Origin of the sequence: Streptomyces sp. NPDC060049, assembly GCF_042736715.1 — a bacterium.
Lineage (GTDB): Bacteria > Actinomycetota > Actinomycetes > Streptomycetales > Streptomycetaceae > Streptomyces.
In genome coordinates, this window is sequence record NZ_JBHWVV010000011.1 from 1 (window position 1) to 18,277 (window position 18,277).

General features: G+C 73.2%; 15 protein-coding genes. 5 read left to right on the top strand and 10 right to left on the bottom strand.

Features of this window, described 5'->3' with window-relative positions; translation table 11 throughout:
- Positions 1-72: 72 nt before the first annotated feature.
- Positions 73-579 (bottom strand): hypothetical protein, encoded by a 507-nt coding sequence (locus tag ACFWBY_RS21350; protein WP_385343031.1) that lies wholly within the window; start codon positions 577-579, stop codon positions 73-75.
- Between the two features lie 353 nt (positions 580-932).
- Here ACFWBY_RS21350 and ACFWBY_RS21355 point away from each other — a divergent pair, with 353 nt between their 5' ends.
- Entirely contained in the window at positions 933-1,616 is a 684-nt protein-coding gene (locus ACFWBY_RS21355; RefSeq protein WP_385343034.1) for a class F sortase, read from the top strand.
- Between the two features lie 75 nt (positions 1,617-1,691).
- Here the strand turns inward: ACFWBY_RS21355 and ACFWBY_RS21360 are convergent, their stop codons facing one another.
- Positions 1,692-2,612: a polysaccharide deacetylase family protein gene (locus tag ACFWBY_RS21360; RefSeq protein ID WP_385343036.1), complete on the bottom strand. Its 921-nt coding sequence runs from the start codon at positions 2,610-2,612 to the stop codon at positions 1,692-1,694.
- A gap of 91 nt (positions 2,613-2,703) precedes the next feature.
- On the bottom strand, positions 2,704-6,006 hold the full coding sequence (gene lysX / locus ACFWBY_RS21365) for a bifunctional lysylphosphatidylglycerol synthetase/lysine--tRNA ligase LysX (protein ID WP_385343039.1): 3,303 nt from the start codon (positions 6,004-6,006) through the stop codon (positions 2,704-2,706).
- A gap of 73 nt (positions 6,007-6,079) precedes the next feature.
- Here lysX and ACFWBY_RS21370 point away from each other — a divergent pair, with 73 nt between their 5' ends.
- Positions 6,080-6,541, top strand: coding sequence for a universal stress protein (locus tag ACFWBY_RS21370; protein WP_385343042.1), 462 nt, complete (start codon positions 6,080-6,082; stop codon positions 6,539-6,541).
- Between the two features lie 83 nt (positions 6,542-6,624).
- Here the strand turns inward: ACFWBY_RS21370 and ACFWBY_RS21375 are convergent, their stop codons facing one another.
- The gene (locus ACFWBY_RS21375; RefSeq protein WP_385343045.1) at positions 6,625-7,827 is read right to left on the bottom strand and encodes a CapA family protein; all 1,203 of its coding nucleotides are present in this window, start codon (positions 7,825-7,827) and stop codon (positions 6,625-6,627) included.
- Between the two features lie 292 nt (positions 7,828-8,119).
- On the opposite strand from ACFWBY_RS21375, the gene ACFWBY_RS21380 reads away from it, so the two are divergent.
- Both ACFWBY_RS21380 and ACFWBY_RS21385 read left to right on the top strand, forming a co-directional pair.
- Positions 8,120-8,653, top strand: coding sequence for a sigma-70 family RNA polymerase sigma factor (locus tag ACFWBY_RS21380; protein ID WP_385343083.1), 534 nt, complete (start codon positions 8,120-8,122; stop codon positions 8,651-8,653).
- A gap of 170 nt (positions 8,654-8,823) precedes the next feature.
- The gene (locus ACFWBY_RS21385) at positions 8,824-9,345 is read left to right on the top strand and encodes a hypothetical protein (protein ID WP_385343048.1); all 522 of its coding nucleotides are present in this window, start codon (positions 8,824-8,826) and stop codon (positions 9,343-9,345) included.
- A 25-nt stretch (positions 9,346-9,370) separates the two neighbouring features.
- On the opposite strand, the gene ACFWBY_RS21390 is transcribed toward ACFWBY_RS21385, so the two are convergent.
- The 5 genes from ACFWBY_RS21390 to ACFWBY_RS21410 form a co-directional block, all read right to left on the bottom strand.
- On the bottom strand, positions 9,371-9,775 hold the full coding sequence (locus ACFWBY_RS21390; RefSeq protein WP_385343051.1) for a hypothetical protein: 405 nt from the start codon (positions 9,773-9,775) through the stop codon (positions 9,371-9,373).
- Positions 9,776-9,989: 214 nt separating this feature from the next.
- Positions 9,990-10,850 (bottom strand): Fpg/Nei family DNA glycosylase, encoded by an 861-nt coding sequence (locus ACFWBY_RS21395; RefSeq protein ID WP_385343054.1) that lies wholly within the window; start codon positions 10,848-10,850, stop codon positions 9,990-9,992.
- A 20-nt stretch (positions 10,851-10,870) separates the two neighbouring features.
- Positions 10,871-12,091, bottom strand: a complete 1,221-nt coding sequence (locus ACFWBY_RS21400; protein ID WP_385343056.1) for a hypothetical protein — start codon at positions 12,089-12,091, stop codon at positions 10,871-10,873.
- A 166-nt stretch (positions 12,092-12,257) separates the two neighbouring features.
- The gene (locus ACFWBY_RS21405; protein WP_385343059.1) at positions 12,258-14,321 is read right to left on the bottom strand and encodes a SpoIIE family protein phosphatase; all 2,064 of its coding nucleotides are present in this window, start codon (positions 14,319-14,321) and stop codon (positions 12,258-12,260) included.
- Positions 14,322-14,328: 7 nt separating this feature from the next.
- Complete coding sequence (locus ACFWBY_RS21410; RefSeq protein ID WP_385343063.1) at positions 14,329-15,618, bottom strand: DUF6777 domain-containing protein; 1,290 nt, start codon at positions 15,616-15,618, stop codon at positions 14,329-14,331.
- 178 nt (positions 15,619-15,796) lie between these two features.
- Between ACFWBY_RS21410 and ACFWBY_RS21415 the strand changes: the two genes are divergently transcribed.
- Positions 15,797-17,272: a lipase maturation factor family protein gene (locus ACFWBY_RS21415; protein ID WP_385343066.1), complete on the top strand. Its 1,476-nt coding sequence runs from the start codon at positions 15,797-15,799 to the stop codon at positions 17,270-17,272.
- Here ACFWBY_RS21415 and ACFWBY_RS21420 read toward each other — a convergent pair.
- Positions 17,258-18,241 (bottom strand): NAD-dependent epimerase/dehydratase family protein, encoded by a 984-nt coding sequence (locus tag ACFWBY_RS21420; RefSeq protein ID WP_385343069.1) that lies wholly within the window; start codon positions 18,239-18,241, stop codon positions 17,258-17,260. The genes ACFWBY_RS21415 and ACFWBY_RS21420 overlap by 15 nt on opposite strands.
- Positions 18,242-18,277: the final 36 nt, after the last annotated feature.

Here is an 18,277-nt window from a genome sequence, read left to right on the forward strand (position 1 = left end):
GGGACCCCCGCGCCCGCGGCGGGTCAGGGGGGCGACCGGCGGTTGTTCGGGCTGACCCTGGAGGTCGGCCGGTCAGGCCCGGCCGCGGATCGGGCGGCGACGGCGGATCACGTGGGCGCCGGCGCCCAGGGCCGCGGCGCCCACGAGGCCCGCGCCGATGGCGGTCTCGGTGGCGGACGGGCCGAAGGAGCCGCCGAGGCCGCCCTGGGCGCCGTTGCCCTGCAGGATCGTGAAGCGGTGCGTGGCGACCAGGCTGCTGTCGTGGCACTTGACGGACAGCGTGTGGTGGCCGGGCGAGGCGTGGTTGAAGATGCGGACGGTCGCGAACCCGATGGAACCGGCCGACAGGTTCGTCTGCGGAAAGTTGCCGTGCGAGAAGACGATGCCGCCTCGGACGCAGCCGGCCGCGCTGACCTGCATCGAGGAGCCCTGGTGCACGGAGTACGGGTTGACGGTGACGTTGCTCGGACCACCGTTTCCGCCCGATGGCGGACCCGGGTTCGCGGAGGCGAACTGAGTACTGAGGCCGATCGCGGCGCAGGCAGCCGCGGTCACGGTAAGAGCGCGGAGAACACGCATGGTGGAACCTCCAGCGGGAAGCGCCCCGGAGCGGTGGCCCGGGCAAATCGACGAGAACGCGTCCCATCACGAACCCTCCGGCCGGGGCGCAACCAGCGCATTTCCGACTTTGGGCCGCAAGGTTGAGCGACACGCCGAGGCGCGGACAGGTTTGCTGACGGATCCGCAGGTCACGACCCGTCAGGCATTCATGTGACGATTACCTGGATGGGCGCACCCCTTCCGGCCCCACCACCCGTTCGCCCTTCCCCGATCGCCGTCCCGCGCACACCGCCTTAACGTGCGTGAAGCAGGGCGTACAGGGGTGGGAACAAGAACGCGGGTCGGGACCCCCGCGTCGGGAAGGGAGAACCATGACCGAGGACGAGAGTGAGAGGCCGTCGAGGAAGCGCTCCCCCTGGGGCGCCATCGCGCTGGTCATGCTCACCGGCCTCGCCATGATGCGCAACGGAGCCGATGTCGACGCCGGACCCCCGCAGCCGGCCGCCGCGGCGGCCGTCGGAGCGACGGCGACGGTCGGCTCGCAGGCCGACCGGACACCCGCCGAGCCACCCACGCCGCCGTCGGACATGGAGGTGCTGGAACACTCGTCGGTGCAGCGCGTCCGCATCCCGTCGATCAGCGTGGACGCACCGGTGATGACGGTCGGACTGGACGCTCAGGGCTGGATCGACGCGCCGCCCGCACAGGAGAGGAACCTGGCCGGCTGGTACCTCAACGGCATCTCGCCGGGTCAGCAGGGTTCGGCGGTGATCGTGGGCCACGTGGACAACGCGCAGGGCCCCGCGGTCTTCTTCGGCCTGGGCTCGGTCCGCAAGGGCAGCCGGATCGAGGTGGCGCGCTACGACGGGCGCACGGCGGTGTTCGAGGTGTACGGCGTGGAGGTCTTCGCCAAGAACGCGTTCCCCGGAGCCCGGGTGTACGGGGACACCGGGCACGCGGAACTCCGGGTGATCACGTGCGGCGGCGGCTACTCGAAGGCGGGGGGCTACGACGGCAACGTCGTCGTCTTCGCGCGGATGGTGGAGGCCCGCTGACCGATCGGAGGAACGGCGGACGGCGACGGCGGACGAAAGCCGCCGCCGTCGCGCCGGGTCAAGGGGTCCTGGTCCTCAGCGCGGCGGCAGAGCCGGCAGCGTCATCCGGTAGCCCCGCCCGAGCAGTTGCGGCAAGTAGTTCGCCAGCGCCTGCACGCTCTGCGAGCGGTTGCCGCCCGCGTCGTGGTTCAGCACGATCACGCCCGGCGCGGCCGCCTGCAGGACCCGCGACACGATCGTGGCCGTGCCCGGTTCCTTCCAGTCCAGGGTGTCCAGGGTCCAGGCGAGCGGCTCCATGCCGAGCTCGGCGCCGATCTCGAAGGCGGCCCGGTTCCATGCCCCGTAAGGAGCCCTGAACCACAGCGGCGCCTCGCCGACCGCTTTCTGTACGACTTCGCTCGTGCGGCCGATCTCGGAGGCGAGGGCGGGCCGGCTGAGCGTGGGGATGAGCGGGTGGGTCCAGGTGTGGTTGCCGATGACGTGGCCCTCGGCGACCATGCGGCGCAGCAGGTCCCGGTTGTCGGTGGCCATTTCCCCGCAGACGAAGAACATGGCCCGTACGCGGTAGCGCGCGAGGGTGTCGAGGATGTCCGGGGTGTAGCGGGGGTCGGGGCCGTCGTCGAAGGTGAGCGTCATGGCGCTCGCGGTGCTCGCGTCGGCCGGCAGTTCCAGGATCGGCCGGGTCCGTACGACGGGCTTCGCGGCGGCCACCTGCTCCGGGGCGCCTTCGGAGGTCATCGGCTGGAGCCGGTACGAGGACCCGCGCGGGCTCTGCGGCCGCACGGCGGGGGCTCCGGCGAGGGGCCCCGGCCCGCCGGCTCCGCCCGGTCCGGGTCCGAGGGGTGGTTCGCCGCCCGCCCCTAGGCCGGCGGCGGGCCCGGAGCCCGGCGGGCCGGGCTCGCCGCCGGTGACCATTCCCGCGGCGGCGGCGACCGCGAGGAAGACGGCGGAGCGCAGGAGCACGCGTCGCCCTACTGTCGGCTCGTCATTTTTCATTACTACTACGTATCAACGACATCGCCACGGATGTCGAGGGGCGCGGACGCGCCCTCTTGCACTCACCCGGTCAGCGCACCGGCCGGGCTTGTCATCCGCGGCGTACCAGCGGGAACGGCAGGGTCTCGCGGATCGTCAGACCCGTGAGGAACATGACGAGCCGGTCGACGCCGATGCCCAGCCCGCCGGTCGGCGGCATCGCGTACTCCAGCGCGTCCAGGAAGTCGTTGTCGATCTCCATCGCCTCCGGGTCGCCGCCCGCCGCCAGCAGCGACTGCGCGGTGAGGCGGCGCCGCTGTTCGACGGGGTCGGTCAGCTCCGAGTAGGCGGTGCCCAGTTCGGTCCCGAAGGCCACGAGGTCCCAGCGCTCGGCCAGCCGGGGGTCCTTGCGGTGCTGCCGGGTGAGCGGGGAGACGTCGGTGGGGAAGTCCTTGTAGAAGGTGGGCAGCCCGGTCCTCTCCTCCACCAGCCGCTCGTACATCTCCAGGACGACGTCGCCGCGGGTGTCGTCGGGCGTGTGCGGCACGGCCGCCCGGTCGCAGAGCCGCCGCAGCGCGTGTTCCTCCGTGTCCGCGTCGACCTCCTCGCCCAGTGCCTCGCTGATCGCCCCGTACATCGTCTTGACCGGCCAGGGACCGGAGATGTCGTGGACGACGAGCTTCCCGTCGGGGCCCGCCTTGTGGGCGACGGGCGAGCCGAAGGCGGCCGTGGCGGCGCTCTGGATCAACTCGCGGGTCAGGTCGAGCATCACGTCGTAGTCGGCGAAGGCCTGGTAGGCCTCCAGCATCGTGAACTCGGGGTTGTGCTTGTAGGAGACGCCCTCGTTGCGGAAGGTCCGGCCCATTTCGAAGACCTTCTCCATGCCGCCCACGCACAGGCGCTTCAGGTACAGCTCGGGCGCGATGCGCAGGTAGAGGTCGAGGTCGTAGGCGTTGATGTGGGTGCGGAACGGCCGTGCGTTGGCGCCGCCGTGGATCTGCTGGAGCATCGGGGTCTCGACCTCCAGGTAGCCCCGGTCCAGCAGGCCCTGCCGCAGGGCCTGGACCGCGCTGGAGCGGGCCCGTACGACGTCCCGCGCCTCGGGGCTCGCGACCAGGTCGAGGTAGCGGCGCCGGACCCGGGCCTCCGGGTCGGCGAGGCCCTTGCGCTTGTCGGGCAGCGGGCGCAGGCACTTGCCGGTGAGCTGCCAGGAGCCGGCGACCACGGACAGTTCGCCGTTCTTGCTGGTGCCGACCTCGCCGCTCACGATGACGTGGTCGCCGAAATCGACCTGCGAGGTGAAGGAGCCGAGCACCTCGGCGCCCGCCACGTCCCGGGTGAACATCAGCTGGACGTCGCCGGTCCAGTCCCGCAGGACGGCGAATACAACGCCGCCGAGGTCGCGGACGACCATCACGCGTCCGGCGACGGTGACCGGAACGCCGGTGCGGGAGCCGGACGGGGCGCCGGTGTGGGCGGCCTTCAGTTCGGCGACCGTGTGGGTGCGCGGGCGGATGCCCACGGGGTAGGGGTCGGTGCCGCCGGCCCGGATCCGCGCCAGCTTGTCGTGGCGGACCCGGACCTGTTCGGGCAGGCGCTCGGCCCGAGCCGCCCCGCCCTCCTCGCCCACGAGTTGCAGGCCGAGGGAGTCCATCGAAGGCAGGCCGGCCGTGTTGGCGGGTGCGGTGAGCCCGCGCGGGTGCCCGTTGCCCCACAGGGTGCGCATGCTCGGTACGGAGACGAAGCCCTCGGCGATGCCGGAGGCGAGGCTGACGCGGGCGAGCGAGCCGGCGTCCTGGTAGCAGAGGAACCGCGGGTACCAGTCGGGGCCGTACTTGACGTTGGAGCGGTACAGCGCCTCCAGCTGCCACCAGCGGGAGAAGAAGAGGAGCAGTCTGCGCCACAGTTTGAGGACGGGGCCGGCGCCGATCCGGCCGCCCTCCTCGAAGGCGGAGCGGAAGACGGCGAAGTTGAGCGAGATCCGGCGCACGCCCAGGCCCGGGGCCGCGGCGCAGAGCTCGGCGACCATGAACTCCATGACCCCGTTGGGTGCGGAACGGTCCCGGCGCATCAGGTCGAGGGAGATGCCGTCCTTGCCCCAGGGGACGAAGGAGAGCAGCGCGATCAGTTCGCCCTTGTCGTCGAACGCCTCCACGAGGAGGCAGTCGCCGTCGGCGGCGTCGCCGAGACGGTCCAGGGCCATGGAGAAGCCGCGTTCGGTCTCGGTGTCGCGCCACCGGTCGGCCCGGTCCACGATCATCTGCATCTCGTCCTCGGAGAGGGCGGAGTGGCGGCGGATGACGGTGGTGGCTCCGGTGCGCTTGACCCGGTTGACGGCCTGGCGGGTGACGCGCATGTCGCGTCCGTCGAGGTCGAAGCGGGCGACGTGCAGGATCGCCTCGTCGCCGAGCTGCAGGGCGCTGAGGCCGGAGCGGGCGTACGCGGTCGCGCCGTCCTCGGAGGCGCCCATGACGGCGGGCTGCCAGCCGTAGCGCCGGGCCACGGCGAGCCATGCGTCGATGGCGGGGGTCCAGGCGGCCGGGTCGCCGACGGGGTCGCCGCTGCCGAGGCAGACGCCGGCCTCGACGCGGTAGGTGACGGCGGCCTTGCCGTTGGGGGCGAAGACGACGGCCTTGTCACGGCGGGTGGCGAAGTAGCCGAGGGAGTCGGCGCGCCCGTACGCGCCGAGCAGGGCGCGGATGCGCGGTTCCTCGTCCCCGTGGAGGGCGGCGGTCAGCCGCTGGGAGCGGAAGAGGGTGGCGGCGGCGTTCAGCAGGGCGAGGGCGCCGAAGAGGCCGAGCAGGAAGTACAGCGGGCGGGGCGGGCGCCCGTCGAACTCGCGGGCCGAGAAGAGCCCGCCGAAGACCTGCTTCGCGGCCCAGTCCAGCCACTGCCCCTTGGGGAGGGTGCCGGGGAACAGCGCGACCAGTCCCCACCCGAGGAAGACGGCGGCGAGCAGGCCGAGGCCCAGCACGAGCATGGCCCGCCACAGCGCCCCGGGGCGGGAGGCGGCGTAGAACTCCTTGCGGGCGGCGACGAGGAGGGCGAGGGCCGCCACCGCGATGCCCAGGGAGACTCCGCCGACGACCTCGTAGCCGTTGGCGATGACCAGCAGGTTGACCACGATGAGCAGGGCCAGATAGGTGACGACGATCCACCAGGCGACCTTCTTGCGCATGCCCAGCGCGGCGGCGAGGAGGAAGAGGAAGACGGCATAGGCGAGGTTCTCGCTGACCGGGACGATGAAGAGGTCAAGGAAGCGCACGACGTGCCTCAGCAGCCGCCGCAGAGTCGGGGAGACCGCCAGCAGGGCGCAGAACAGGCCGAGCGCTCCGAAGAACGCGCCGAAGGCGTCGGGGACCCGGTTCAGCATGCGGTTCCGGGATCCGTGCGTCTCCTCCACCGTGGCAGTCATGATTCGCACTGTAAGGAGGGCGGCGCCCCTTCGCGCGTCGGGCGGTCGCGGGCCGTCCCGTAGCCTCGGAAACGTGAGAGAGCACGTGAACGCGGGATTCGAACGCGGTACGGACGGCCCGAAGGTGATCCTGGCCGGCGTCGACGGGTCGGAGTCCTCGCTCCGCGCGGCGGCGTACGCGGCAGGCCTGGCCCGGCGGCAGAACGCGCTGCTGGCGCTGGTGTACGTCCAGCCGGTGATGGCGGCCGGCGCTTCGCTGGGCGCACCGGTGGGCGCGGCCACCGAGGAGATCGCCGAGGGACTGGTGGCCGAGATCCGGGAGTCGGCGCAGCGCCTGAAGGGCGTCTACGACGTCCGCTGGCAGTTCCACACCTTCCGCGGCGATCCGTACTCCGGCCTGGTGGGCGCGGCGGAGGAGCTCCAGGCGGACGCCGTGGTGGTCGGGGCGTCGGAGCAGGCGGGGCACCGGATCGTCGGCTCGGTGGCGGTGCGTCTGGTGAAGGCGGGCCGCTGGCCGGTGACGGTGGTGCCCTAGCCTCGAGGGCCGGGGCCGGGCGCGGGGGGTGCGGTGTCCCGCGCTGACCTGCGCTGACCTGCGCCGGACTTCCCCCGGGGCGGCTACTTCGCCGCCGTCAGTCCGTCCTTGGCGGCGCCCCTGCTGAGGACGGCCTCGGTGATGGCGTCCCGGGCGCCCTCGTAGTCCTCCCGGCCGGGGTGTTCGGCGAGGGCGGCGGCGAGGTTGACGACCCGGCCGGCCGCGAGGTCCATCATCTGCGGGACGAACTCGGCCTTGGTGACCTGCCAGCGCTGCCCGGCGGCGGCCGGCGGCGCGAAGGTGAAGCGGCCGATGGAGCCGTAGTTGCCGCGCATGTCCCGGGCTCCGGTGTAGTTGAACATCTCGCCGGCCACCTGGTCGCCCATGCCGTAGACGACCCAGGTCCCGTTGACCTTCTCGTACGGCTGGGGGATGTGGGCGTGGGTGCCCAGGATCATGTCCACGTCGGGTCGCCCCGCGCTCTGTGAGGCGGTCAGCGCCTTGCCGAGCGCGAGCTGCTTCTCGTCGGGCTCGGTCTCCCATTCGGTGCCCCAGTGGAGGCTGACGAGGACGACGTCCGCCCCCGCCCGGCGGGCGGCCCGCGCGTCCGCGACGATCTTCTCCGGCTCCATCAGGTTGACGGCCCAGGGCTGCCCGTCGGGCATGGGGTAGCCGTTGGTGTCGTACGTGTACGCGAGGTGCGCGACCTTCGCCGATCCGGCGGTGTACATCGTCACGGTGCCCGCCTCGGCCGCCGTGCGGGCCGAACCGGCGTGCTTCAGGCCTGCCTTGTCGAAGGCGCCGAGGGTGCGCCCGATCCCGGCGGCGCCGCCGTCGAGGGTGTGGTTCGAGGCGGTGGAGCACCCGTCGTACCCGGCGTCCTTCAGCCCGTCGGCGACTTCGGGCGGCGACTGGAAGGCGGGGTAGCCGGTGAAAGGACCGCCGTCGGGCCCGTAGACGGTCTCCATGTGGCAGAGGGCCAGGTCTGCGGCGGAGACGACCGGCTTGACCCCGGAGAACATCGGCCGGAAGTCGTGGCCGTCGCCGTCCGCGTCGGAGGCCGCCCGCCGGATGACCGACTCGTGCGGCAGGACGTCGCCGCTCGCCACCAGGGTGAAACCCTTCGCGGCGGGGGCCGTGGTGGATCCGGGAGCTCCGGACGGTGCGGGAACCGCCGGCGAGCCGCCGAGGCGGGCGGGTGCGGGCCCGCCGGCGGAGCAGCCGGCGACGGCCGCGAGGACGACGCCGGCGAGGAGTGCGAGGGCGTGGCGGGTGCGTGCGGTCATCTGTCCCGGCTCTCCTCAGATAAGTACGACTAACCGATCAACTGCCAATCCATAGAAAGAGACGCCGCGAGTCAAGAGACGGCTCCGCATCCGGCCACCGCCTCACTCCAATGGCCGTTCGGCGCGCCGTTCGACCGTTCACCGCCCCGCGCGGCCGCCCACCGGACGACCCGGGTGCTTGGGCGCACCGGCTCCACCGGACGGTTCCCGGGCGGCTCCGTGCAGGTCAGGGTGGATCCGTCGAGCCCGAACGGCACCCCGAACAGACACCCGGAAGGAGCCTCTCGTGACCCTGGCCCCCACCCTCCGGCGCACGGACCCCGAGGCATTGGCCGAACTGCAGCACGAACACGGGAGGGCCCTGTTCGGTTTTCTGCTCGGCCTCACGGCCGGGGACGCGCAGCGCGCGGAGGACCTCGTACAGGAGACCCTGCTACGGCTCTGGCAGCATCCGGAGGTGCTGGCGAGCGGTCACGAGTCCCTGCGTCCCTGGCTGTTCACGGTGGCCCGGCGCCTCGCCATCGACGCCCGGCGGGCGCGCCTGTCGAGGCCGCTGGAGGTGGACCCCGAGGGCATGGAGCAGGCGCCGGCGCCGGGGGACGCGGTGGCGGGGTCGGTGACGGCCATCGACGTGCGGCGGGCCGTCGGGTCCCTGGGGCCGGAGCACCGGGAGGTGCTGATGCAGGTCTACTTCCAGGACCGCTCGGTGGCCGAGGCCGCGGCGGAGCTGGGCATCCCGGCCGGGACGGTCAAGTCCCGCACCCACTACGCCTTGAGAGCCCTGCGCAAGGGTCTCCAGGGCTACGGCTATGGCCTCGGCGCATAGGACCGGGGGGTCAAAGAATGACCCGAACGCTCACAGACCGGACATGAACCGCATCGAAATCGGCACTGGACCGTTCAAGTTGAGTAAACACGCCCCACTCCTCGATCCGCGCAAGGAAGGCTCGTGGCTGACGGCGGGACGGCTCGACGCATGCGGGAGAAGGTGGAACGGTGCAGCCCGAGGGTTCGAACGGCACCAGTGACGGCGGGGGCGGGCTGGCGGTCCCCATGGCATGGCTCTACGCGGAGTACATCGCGGACGAGTTGCTGCGCACGGGCCGGCTGATCCCGGTCAGCACGCTGGAGTTCCGTGCCGGGCGCGACACGCTCGCGCTGACGATCTACCTCTCGGACGCCGCCGGCGAGCTCTCCGGGATCCGGGTCGTCTCCCAGCTCGAGGAGTGGATGTCGCTGACGGCCTACGGTCACCCGTGGCGCGACTGGGTCCACACCCGGTTCCTGGCCCTGGGCGAGGAGGCCCGCGAACGCGGCCGCGGCGAGGACCCGGATCTGGAACTGGCCCGCGCGGCCTGGCGCTGGCTGGACCACACGGAACTGTTCGCCACCAACCTCGACCCCGGCCGCCACGGCCACGCCGACACCCCGCCGGGCCTGGACGAGAACGCCCGCATCTGGACCCCGGCCTGGCAACTGGGGCTCCCCCTGGGACACTTGGCGATGCACCTGTTCTGAGCGGTGCCCCTCGCAGCCGGCGCGGCTACCGCGGCCGGCGCGGGCCCGGAGCCTCCGCCGGGTCGGTGACCAGGCCGGTGAAATCCGCCTCGTTGCGTTCGGCCCGGACCACGTACGCGCGGGCGATGAGCCACAACACCGGGTACACCGGCACGCCGAGCGCGACCCAGACCAGCGGGCCCGAGGCGACGCGCGGGATCAGGAACAGGGGAGGCAGCAGCCCGACCAGCAGGACGAGCGCGGCCAGCGCGCAGAGTCCGGCGCGGAGCTGGCTGCGCATGAGGGCCCGCACGTAGGTGGCGCCGAGGGTCGTCTGCTCGGAGATCTCCGAGCGGGCCGGGGCGTGCGCGGGCGGCCGTCGGCGCACACCGCGCGGAACCCCGGTGACGACCTCCCGCCGGGGCGGCTGCGCCTGCTGTTCCTCGGCCACGGGCGGCAGTCTACGGGCTGTCCCGTAATCCCCGGTGGATCAGCGCGCGGCGTCAGATACGGTGCCCCGCAAGGCGGAGGAGCGTCCGCATACCGGGCGTATTCGGGCGTTCCGACAACGCGGCGAGGTGCCGTAGCTGTCGTCGTGCGCCCGCCGGGGATTACGGGACAGTCCTTAGGGCTGTGGCCGGGGCTGCCGGCGGGCTTGTGCGCGGCTACTTCAGCAGTCTGGAGAGCCGGCGGTCGGCGAGCGGCTTGCCGCCCGTCTGGCAGGTGGGGCAGTACTGGAGGGAGGAGTCGGCGAAGGACACCGAGCGGACGGTGTCCCCGCACACGGGGCACGGCTCGCCCGTCCGCCCGTGCACGCGCAGCCCGCTCTTCTTCTCGGCCTTGAGCCGGCCCGCGGCCACCCCGTGGGCCCGCTCGACGGCCGCGCCCAGGGTCTCGCGGACCGCCCGGAACAGGTGGTCCACCTGCGCCTCGTCGAAGGACGCGGCCAGTTTGAAGGGCGAGACCTTGGCGTGGTGGAGGATCTCGTCGCTGTACGCGTTCCCGATCCCGGCGATGACGGACTGGTCGCGCAACACGCCTTTGATCTGCCGCCGTTCACCGGCGAGCAGCGCGCCGAAGGCCTCGCGGTCGAAGCCCTCGGCGAGCGGGTCCGGGCCGAGGCGTGCGATGCCCGGCACCTCCTGCGGGTCGTGCACCACATATACGGCGAGCCGTTTCTGCGTGCCCGCCTCCGTGAGGTCGAAGCCGCCGCCGTCCTCCAGTACGAGGCGCAGGGCGAGCGGCCCCTTGCCGGGGCGCGGCGGCTGCGCCGGGACCTCGTCCATCCAGCGCAGCCAGCCGGCCCGGGCGAGGTGGGTGACGAGGTGGAGCTCGCCAATCGGCAGGGCCAGAAACTTCCCGTGGCGGGCCGTGGCCCCGGCCCGCTGCCCTTCGAGCGCGCTCAGGGGCGGGTCGTACGTCTTGAGCACGCTCACGGCGAGCGGGAGGACGCGCTCGACCACCCGCCCGGCGAGGTGCTCGTCGAGGAACTCCCGCAGGGCCTCGACCTCCGGCAGCTCGGGCATGTCCCCAGCCTGCCGTGGCCTCAGGCGAAGCGCGAGCTGGGGACGGGCCCGCTGGAGCCGATCCGGTCCCGGGGGCCGGTGAGCCAGAGCGGCGCGAGGGCCGCGGCATAGGCCCGGAACGCCCCGTCGGGGTCGGGCGGGGTCGCCCCGTCGCCCCCGTCCGGCGCCGGGTCGGCGGCGGCGACCTCGCGGGCGATCTCCTCCTCGGGCCGGGTGTCGTCCTCCCACGGCCTGACGGCGAACTGGGCCTGCAGGACGCTGAAGTCCGCGCTGACCGGCGGCGGGTCCGTCCACCGGGTGGCGTGTTCGTACAGGATCTGCCCGTCGGCCCGCTCGCCGAGGCTCGGGTCCGCTCCGCCGAGGTCGTAGGAGACGACGAGGGTGTCCGGCCGGCCGGGCTCGTACGGTACGGCGGGCAGCGCGAGCACGGTAGCGGCGGCCAGTCCGAGGATCCGGTCGTCCCGTCCGGGCAGCAGGGAGACGCGGGCCGGGCGCCGCCCGGTGGCGTCCAGGGCGATGGCGAGGCGGGCGAGGCCCCGGCGGCAGGTGGCGTAGGAGTCGCCGAAGTAGGCGTAGCGGCCGGTCATGCCGGCGTCGTAGCCGTACGGGGAGAGGGTGGCGAGCAGGGTGCCGGTGAGGGCGAACTGCCAGCCGCGCAGGTCCGTGGAGTCGAGCGGGCCGGCGGTGGCGGCGAGCTCGGCGCGGGCGAGCATGCGGCGCTGGCGGGCGTGGGCCCACTTCCAGGTGTCGTCCTCGGGCTCGGGGAGCCGGGCGGCGACGGCACGGGCGGCGGGAAGGTCTCCGGCGAGAAGGGTGTGGTGCGCGAGGAGGTACGTCTCGGGCCAGGCGGGCAGCCGCTCCCCCCGGGCGGCGAGCAGCGCGGCGGCCTCGGCGTGCCGTTCTTCGTCCTCCAGGGCGGAGGCGAGTTCGGCGAGCAGTGTGCGGGAGTCGGGGACCCGGGCGAGCGCGGCGCGCAGCGGGGCGACGGCGAGGAAGGCCAGGCCGTGCTCGACGCAGCCGTATCCGAGGTCGTAGAGGGCCTGGGGGTCGTCCGGCCGCTTCGCCGCGGCCCTCGCCGCACCGGCCAGCTCCTTGAAGCCGGCGGCATCGGCCAGGGCCCTTACGGCCAGGGCGAGTTCGGGGAGGGGCAGGGTCTCGGCGCGCGGGCGCAGCGAGCGTACGGCGCCGGGCAGATCGCCGGACTTCAACAGCTTGCGGAGTTCGTCCATGGCTTGGGTCATCGCCGCCGATCATCGGCGAACCGCCCGCGCGCCCGCAACGGACTTTCGGGCGCCCGTCGGGTACGGACGGGATCCTGCCGTCGCCGGCGAGTCCGCGGGCGGTGCACGCGCGGTCCGCCGGCGGTCCACCCGGGGGCCCGGAGCGGTTCGCAGCCCGCGTCCCGGATCACGTCATCGCGAACTCGCACCACACGCACTTGCCGCTCCCCCGCGGCTCCACGCCCCAGGCGTCCGCCAGCCGCTCCACCAGCAGCAGTCCGCGCCCCGACACTCCGGAGTCGCCCGCCTCCCTGCGTCGGGGCAGGGCGCTGGAGCGGTCCTCGACCTCCACCCGGAGGCGGCGTTCGGGGCCGGTCAGGACGCGCAGCGTCACGATCGCCGGGCCGTCCGTGTGCATCAGGGCGTTCACGATGAGTTCGTCGGCGACCAGTTCGATCTCGTCGGCCCGGTCCCGCGCGCCCCACGCCCGGACCGCCGCGCCGATCATGTGGCGGGCCGACACCAGGGCCTCCGGATCCGCGGGGGCCACGTGCTGCTGGAGGCGGCCACCGCCCTGCGGGGCGTCCTGCGCCTCGCGGCGCAGCAGGAGCAGCGCCATGTCGTCGTCGCCGCCCCGGTCGTCGACGACCTCGCACAGGCGGTCCGCGAGGAGCGCCAGGTCCGCCGGTCCGGTGCGGACGAGGGAGGCGAGGTGCCGGATGCCGTCGTCGAGGTCGGCGCCGGGCTGTTCCACCAGGCCGTCCGTGCACAGCAGAAGCGTTTCCCCCGGTCCCATCTCGACCGTCGTCACCGGATACTCCAGCCGCCCGAACTCGGCGGACAGCCCCAGTGGCATCCCGCCCTCCAGCATCAGCCGGCCGCACTCTCCGCCGCGCGTGCGCAGCAGGGGGTCGATGTGGCCGGCCCGGACCAGTTGCAGCACCCCGGTGGTGAGGTCGGCCTCGGCGTACGTGCAGGTCGCGAAGCGGTCGGTGTCCAGTTCGTGCAGGAAGACGGAGGCCCGCGCCATGACGGTGGCCGGCGAGTGCCCTTCGGCCGCGTAGGCGCGCAGCACGATCCGCAGCTGTCCCATGACCGCCGCCGCATGGGTGTCGTGACCCTGGACGTCGCCGATGACCGCGCCGACCCGGCCGCCGGGCAGCGGGATGACGTCGTACCAGTCGCCGCCGATGTCCTGGCCCATCCGGGCCGAGCGGTACCGCACGGCGATCTCCGCGCCCGGCACGGAGGGGATCCGTCGGGGCAGCATCGCCTGCTGCAGCCCCTCCGCGAGGTCGTGCTCCTGCTCCAGGAGCATCGCCCGCTGCAGGCTCTGCGCGATGCTGCTGCCGAGTGCGACGAGGAGGTTCCGCTCGTCCTGGGTGAAGCCGTCCTTGTCCTGGTAGAGCAGCCCGATGGCGCCGATGGGACGGGCCTGGGCGATCAGCGGCAGGTAGGCGGCCGCCGAGATGTGCATGGAGGAGATCTTCGCCCAGAGGCCGGGATACCCGGCGGCGAACTCGTCCGCCGAGTCGAGGAAGCGCGGCTGGAGGGAGCGGACGACCTCGCTCATCGGGTACTGCTCGTCGATGCGGGTGTAGCGGGTGCCGGGGACGAAGCTGCCCTCGGGTCCCTCGGCGACGAGGTGGATCCGGCCGGCTTCGACCAGGCCCATCACCATGCCCATGGAGCCGAGCCGTTCCAGGCCGTGGGCGTCGCCGAGCGCGTCGATGACGTCCTGGACGGTACGGGCGTGCGCGAGGGCGGCGGTGGTGCTCTCGACCACGGAGGTCTGGCGGCGCCGCTCCTCGTCCAGTCCGAGGCGTTCCGCCGAGTGGCTGAGCTCCTCGGTAGCGTCCCGGACGATGCCGATGATCCTGAACGGGCGGCCGTCCGGGCCCCGCATGACCCGGCCCTGGGTGTGCGTCCAGCGGTGCCGGCCGTCGCGGCAGCGGATGCGGAAGTAGGCGCCGTAGCTGTCGACACCGCTCTTGAGGGCGGAGGAGACCAGGGCGTCGAGCCGGACCGCCTCGGCGGGCGCGACGCGCGGCGCGAGGGACTCGGGCCGGCCGTCGTACTCCTCCGGGGGCGTGTCGAACACCTCGAGAGCGGCGGAGTCCATGTGCATGAGACCGGTGACGAGGTCCCAGTCGAAACTGCCCATGCGATTCAGCGCGAGCGACCGGTCCGGGTGCGCGGGCCAGTCGTCCGGCAGCGATACGGCGGTCAACACCGGTCCACCATGACACACGGGCCGGTCAGGCGCTCTCCAGGTACTGGCTGTCGTACGGGGACGAGGGCTGCTGGTCGGGGACGGAGTGCGGATCGGCGTAGGGGTCCGCGTAGGGGTCCGCGTAGGGGTCGTAGGGCGCGTACTGGTCGCTGGGGAGCGGGGACGCGCCGTCGGGGCCCACCGGGGCGCCCGGGTCGGACGGAAGGTCCCCCGGCAGGTCCGACGGGAGGTCGGACGGGAGGTCGGAGGCGGGCGGCGGGGCCGTGGGCCGTCCCGGGGGGACGTCCGCGGGAGGCGGCGTGGGAACCGCCGGGGTGTTCGGCGCGGTGCGCGGGGCGTCCGGAGGGCAGTCGGCCGCGTCCGGGCCGGGGCTCAGGCCGAGGCCCTGACCGGAGCTCGGCGTGCCGGGCGTGGGCGGCGCGGTGCGGGCGAGGCTGTTGCTGTCCCGGCTCGGGCAGGGATCGGCCGGCGTGGTGCCGGGCGGCGTCACGGGCCCGCTGGGAATGCCGTCGGCCGGGTCGTACGGGGGCGGTACCTGCGGCGCGCGGTCCTGGGCGCCGTCGTCGCCGGTCTTGCGTTCGAGCCAGGTGTTGTCGGTCATGTTGACGATGACCAGGTTGTTGATCACCTGGATGGTCGGTTCGATGACGATGACCTGGTTCGGCTGGTAGCCCGCCCAGGGGTCGCCCTTGAGTACCGGGGCCCCCGCGGCGGTGCGCGGCGCGAGCAGCGGGTTTCCGCAGGCGCAGCGGACGCGGGGCATTCCGTGGGCGTCAACGAGGACGGCGGTGCCGGCCTGCAGGACGGACTGGAAGGCGTTCGGCCGGCCGTCGGCGAAGCCGTGGTTCGTCACCCGGGTGTCGGCGCGCAGCACGACCGGGGTGAGGCCGCGCAGGAACTCGGGGATCCCCTCCTGCTCCACCTGGGTGGCCTCGGCGAAGGCACGGGCCTTGCCGTCGTCGGTGGTGAGGGCCTGGACCTGTGCTTCCACGTCGCAGCTGCCGAGCCGCTGGGTTCCGCCGTACAGGCCGGGGGTGGCCGCGTTGACGGTCCGGATGCCCTGGCCGCTCTGGTTGGGCAGCGGGGGCTGGACCGGCGCCGACTCGCCGGTGGCGGAGGAGGTCGTGAAGGGGTCGGGACCGGCCGAGGAGACGGGCTGGAGGTGGATTTCCTGGCTCTCGGCGACGGGCCCCTTGGTCTGCCCGTCGTCGCCCGGGGCGCCGCAGGCGGCGGCGAGGAGTCCGAGGACGGTGAAGAGGGCCGCACGGCCCGGTGCGTGACGACGCGGCGCCTGACGAGGTGTCGGTGCGTGCACGTTGCATCTCCCTTTTCGCCCCGGTTGCTCCCTCTTGTCTGCCGCATGCGGACGTCCCGCGCAACCCGGGGAGCGCCGGCCCGGTGGTTCCCCTCCCGCGGCCGCGCCGCGACCGCCGGATCGGCCGCCGTGTCCGCGGTCTCGCCGTGGACGCCCGCCCCGTCGGATACTGGACGGGATGGACTGGTTCACGGCGCCCGGATACTGGCTGGGGCGGCTGATCTTCCAGCGGGCCCTGGCCGGTGTCTACCTCGTCGCCTTCGCCGGGGCCGCCCTGCAGTTCCGGGCACTGATCGGGGCGCACGGCATGCTGCCCGTTCCGCGGTACGTGCGGTACGTGCCGCTGCGGCGCGCCCCGAGCCTGTTCCAGCTGCACTACTCCGACCGGTTCTTCGCGTTCTGCGCCTGGACGGGGGCGGCGCTCGCGGCGGCGCTCGTCGCGGGGGCCGCGGACGCCGTGCCGCTCGGCGCGGCGATGGCGATGTGGGCGCTGCTGTGGGTGCTCTACCTGTCCATCGTGAACGTGGGGCAGACCTGGTACTCCTTCGGCTGGGAGTCGCTGCTGCTGGAGACGGGCTTCCTGGCCGTCTTCCTCGGCAATGGCACGGCCGGGCCGCCCGTGCTGGTGCTGTGGCTGCTGCGCTGGGTGGTCTTCCGGGTGGAGTTCGGCGCCGGGCTGATCAAGATGCGGGGTGACGCCTGCTGGCGCAAGCTCACCTGCCTGTACTTCCATCACGAGACGCAGCCGATGCCCGGTCCGCTGAGCTGGTTCTTCCACCACTTGCCGAAACCGCTGCACAGGATGGAGTGCGCCGCCAACCACGTGACCCAGTTGATCGTCCCGGTGCTGCTCTTCGCCCCGCAGCCGGTGGCCTCGTACGCGGCGTTGGTGATCGTGGCGACGCAGCTGTGGCTGGTGCTGTCCGGGAACTTCGCCTGGCTGAACTGGCTGACGATCGTGCTCGCCGTCCCGGCCGTCGACTTCCCCCGGCTCTCCTGGATCCCGGGGCTCGGCGGGGCCGCGGGGACGCCCCCGGAGGCCGCTTTCAGGGAGGGTCCGCTCTGGTACGCGGTCCTGGTGTGCGCGCTGACCGCGCTGGTACTGGTCCTCAGCCGGCATCCGGTGGCCAACATGCTCTCCCGCGGCCAGGTGATGAACCGGTCCTTCGACTCCCTGCACCTGGTCAACACCTACGGGGCGTTCGGCACGGTGGGCCGGATCCGCGAGGAGGTCGTCGTGGAGGGGACCGCCGACCGGATGCCCTCCGAGGACGGCGCGTGGCGGGAGTACGGGTTCAAGGGCAAGCCGGGCGACGTGCGCCGCACGCCGCGCCAGTTCGCCCCGTACCACCTGCGCCTGGACTGGCTGATGTGGTTCGCGGCCCTGTCCCCCGGCTACGCGCGGGACTGGTTCGGGCCGTTCGTGGAACGGCTGCTGGCGGGCGACCGGGACACGCTGCGACTGATCCGGCACAACCCCTTCCCGGACGCCCCGCCGCGCTACGTCCGGGCGCGGCTGTACCGCTACCGGTTCACGACGTGGCGGGAACTCCGCGAGACGGGGGCGTGGTGGCACCGCACGCTGGTGCGCGAGTACATGCCGCCGACCCGCCTCGCGGAGAACCGCCGGCCCGGGTCCTCAGAGCCCGAGTAGTGCCGCCTCCCGCTCCGGCGATATGCCCTTGGCCGGCCGGTCGGAGCGCTGCGGGGCCACTCCGCCGAGTTTCTGGAGCCAGGTCCAGGTGTCGGCGACGGTCTCCTCGACCGGCCGGCACTCCAGGCCCGCAGCGAGGGCCTTGGTGACGTCGCCGCCGAACATGTAGTCGTGCAGCTCGCCCTCGGGGAGCCAGATCGGCAGCTCGGTCCAGGGTTCCACGCCGGCTTCCTCGATCCGGTCCTGGCCGGTCCAGTGGAACTCCGCTCCGCCGCCGGTCACCGCCGCGCAGGCGGCGAGAAGACCGCCCATCGTGGCGTGCCCGGGCGGGGAGACGACGTTGTACGGGCCGCCGAGCCCGGCCTTCGCGGCGTCCAGGGTCCAGTGCGCGAGGTCGCGGACATCGACGTACTGGAGCGGGAGACCGGGCCGGCCGGGGGCGAGCGTGGGACCGCCCCGCGCGGTGCGGTTCAGCCACCAGGGCAGCCGGCCGACGTTCTCGTACGGGCCGATGATGAGCCCGGCCCGGACCAGCAGGGCGCGGTCGCCGAAGGCTTCCACCGCCGCCATCTCGCCGCCGCGCTTGTCCTGCGCGTACTCGACGGCCTCGGCGTCGGGCGAGCCCTCGACCAGCGGGCCGTCCTCGGCCAGCCCGGCCGGAGCCGGGTAGGAGTACACCGAGCGGCTGGATATGTAGGCGTACCGGCCGACGCGGCCTGCGAGCAGCCGGGCGGTGTCGCGCACGGCGGTGGGCGCGCCGCCCCAGGTGTCGGCGACGAGGTCCCACTCCCCGTCGGCGAGGGCCTCCAGGCCGCCCGGGGCGGTTCGGTCCCCGTGCAGGGCCGTGGTGCCCGGCGGGGGCGCGTGGTGCCCGCGGTGGAAGACGGTCACGTCCCACCCGCGGTCCAGGGCGTCTTCGGTGATCGCGCGCCCGACGAATTCGGTTCCACCCAGCATCAGCAGCTTCATGATGATCAGCGTGCCCCGCGCGGGGCGTGCGCGTAA

Bases quoted from the DNA above. Each gene is read 5' to 3' on its own strand.
- ACFWBY_RS21350 (WP_385343031.1), bottom strand. From the start codon at position 579: ATGCGTGTTCTCCGCGCTCTTACCGTGACCGCGGCTGCCTGCGCCGCG.
- ACFWBY_RS21355 (WP_385343034.1), top strand. From the start codon at position 933: ATGACCGAGGACGAGAGTGAGAGGCCGTCGAGGAAGCGCTCCCCCTGG.
- ACFWBY_RS21360 (WP_385343036.1), bottom strand. From the start codon at position 2,612: ATGAAAAATGACGAGCCGACAGTAGGGCGACGCGTGCTCCTGCGCTCC.
- lysX (WP_385343039.1), bottom strand. From the start codon at position 6,006: ATGACTGCCACGGTGGAGGAGACGCACGGATCCCGGAACCGCATGCTG.
- ACFWBY_RS21375 (WP_385343045.1), bottom strand. From the start codon at position 7,827: ATGACCGCACGCACCCGCCACGCCCTCGCACTCCTCGCCGGCGTCGTC.
- ACFWBY_RS21395 (WP_385343054.1), bottom strand. From the start codon at position 10,850: ATGCCCGAGCTGCCGGAGGTCGAGGCCCTGCGGGAGTTCCTCGACGAG.
- ACFWBY_RS21400 (WP_385343056.1), bottom strand. From the start codon at position 12,091: ATGACCCAAGCCATGGACGAACTCCGCAAGCTGTTGAAGTCCGGCGAT.
- ACFWBY_RS21415 (WP_385343066.1), top strand. From the start codon at position 15,797: ATGGACTGGTTCACGGCGCCCGGATACTGGCTGGGGCGGCTGATCTTC.
- ACFWBY_RS21420 (WP_385343069.1), bottom strand. From the start codon at position 18,241: ATGAAGCTGCTGATGCTGGGTGGAACCGAATTCGTCGGGCGCGCGATC.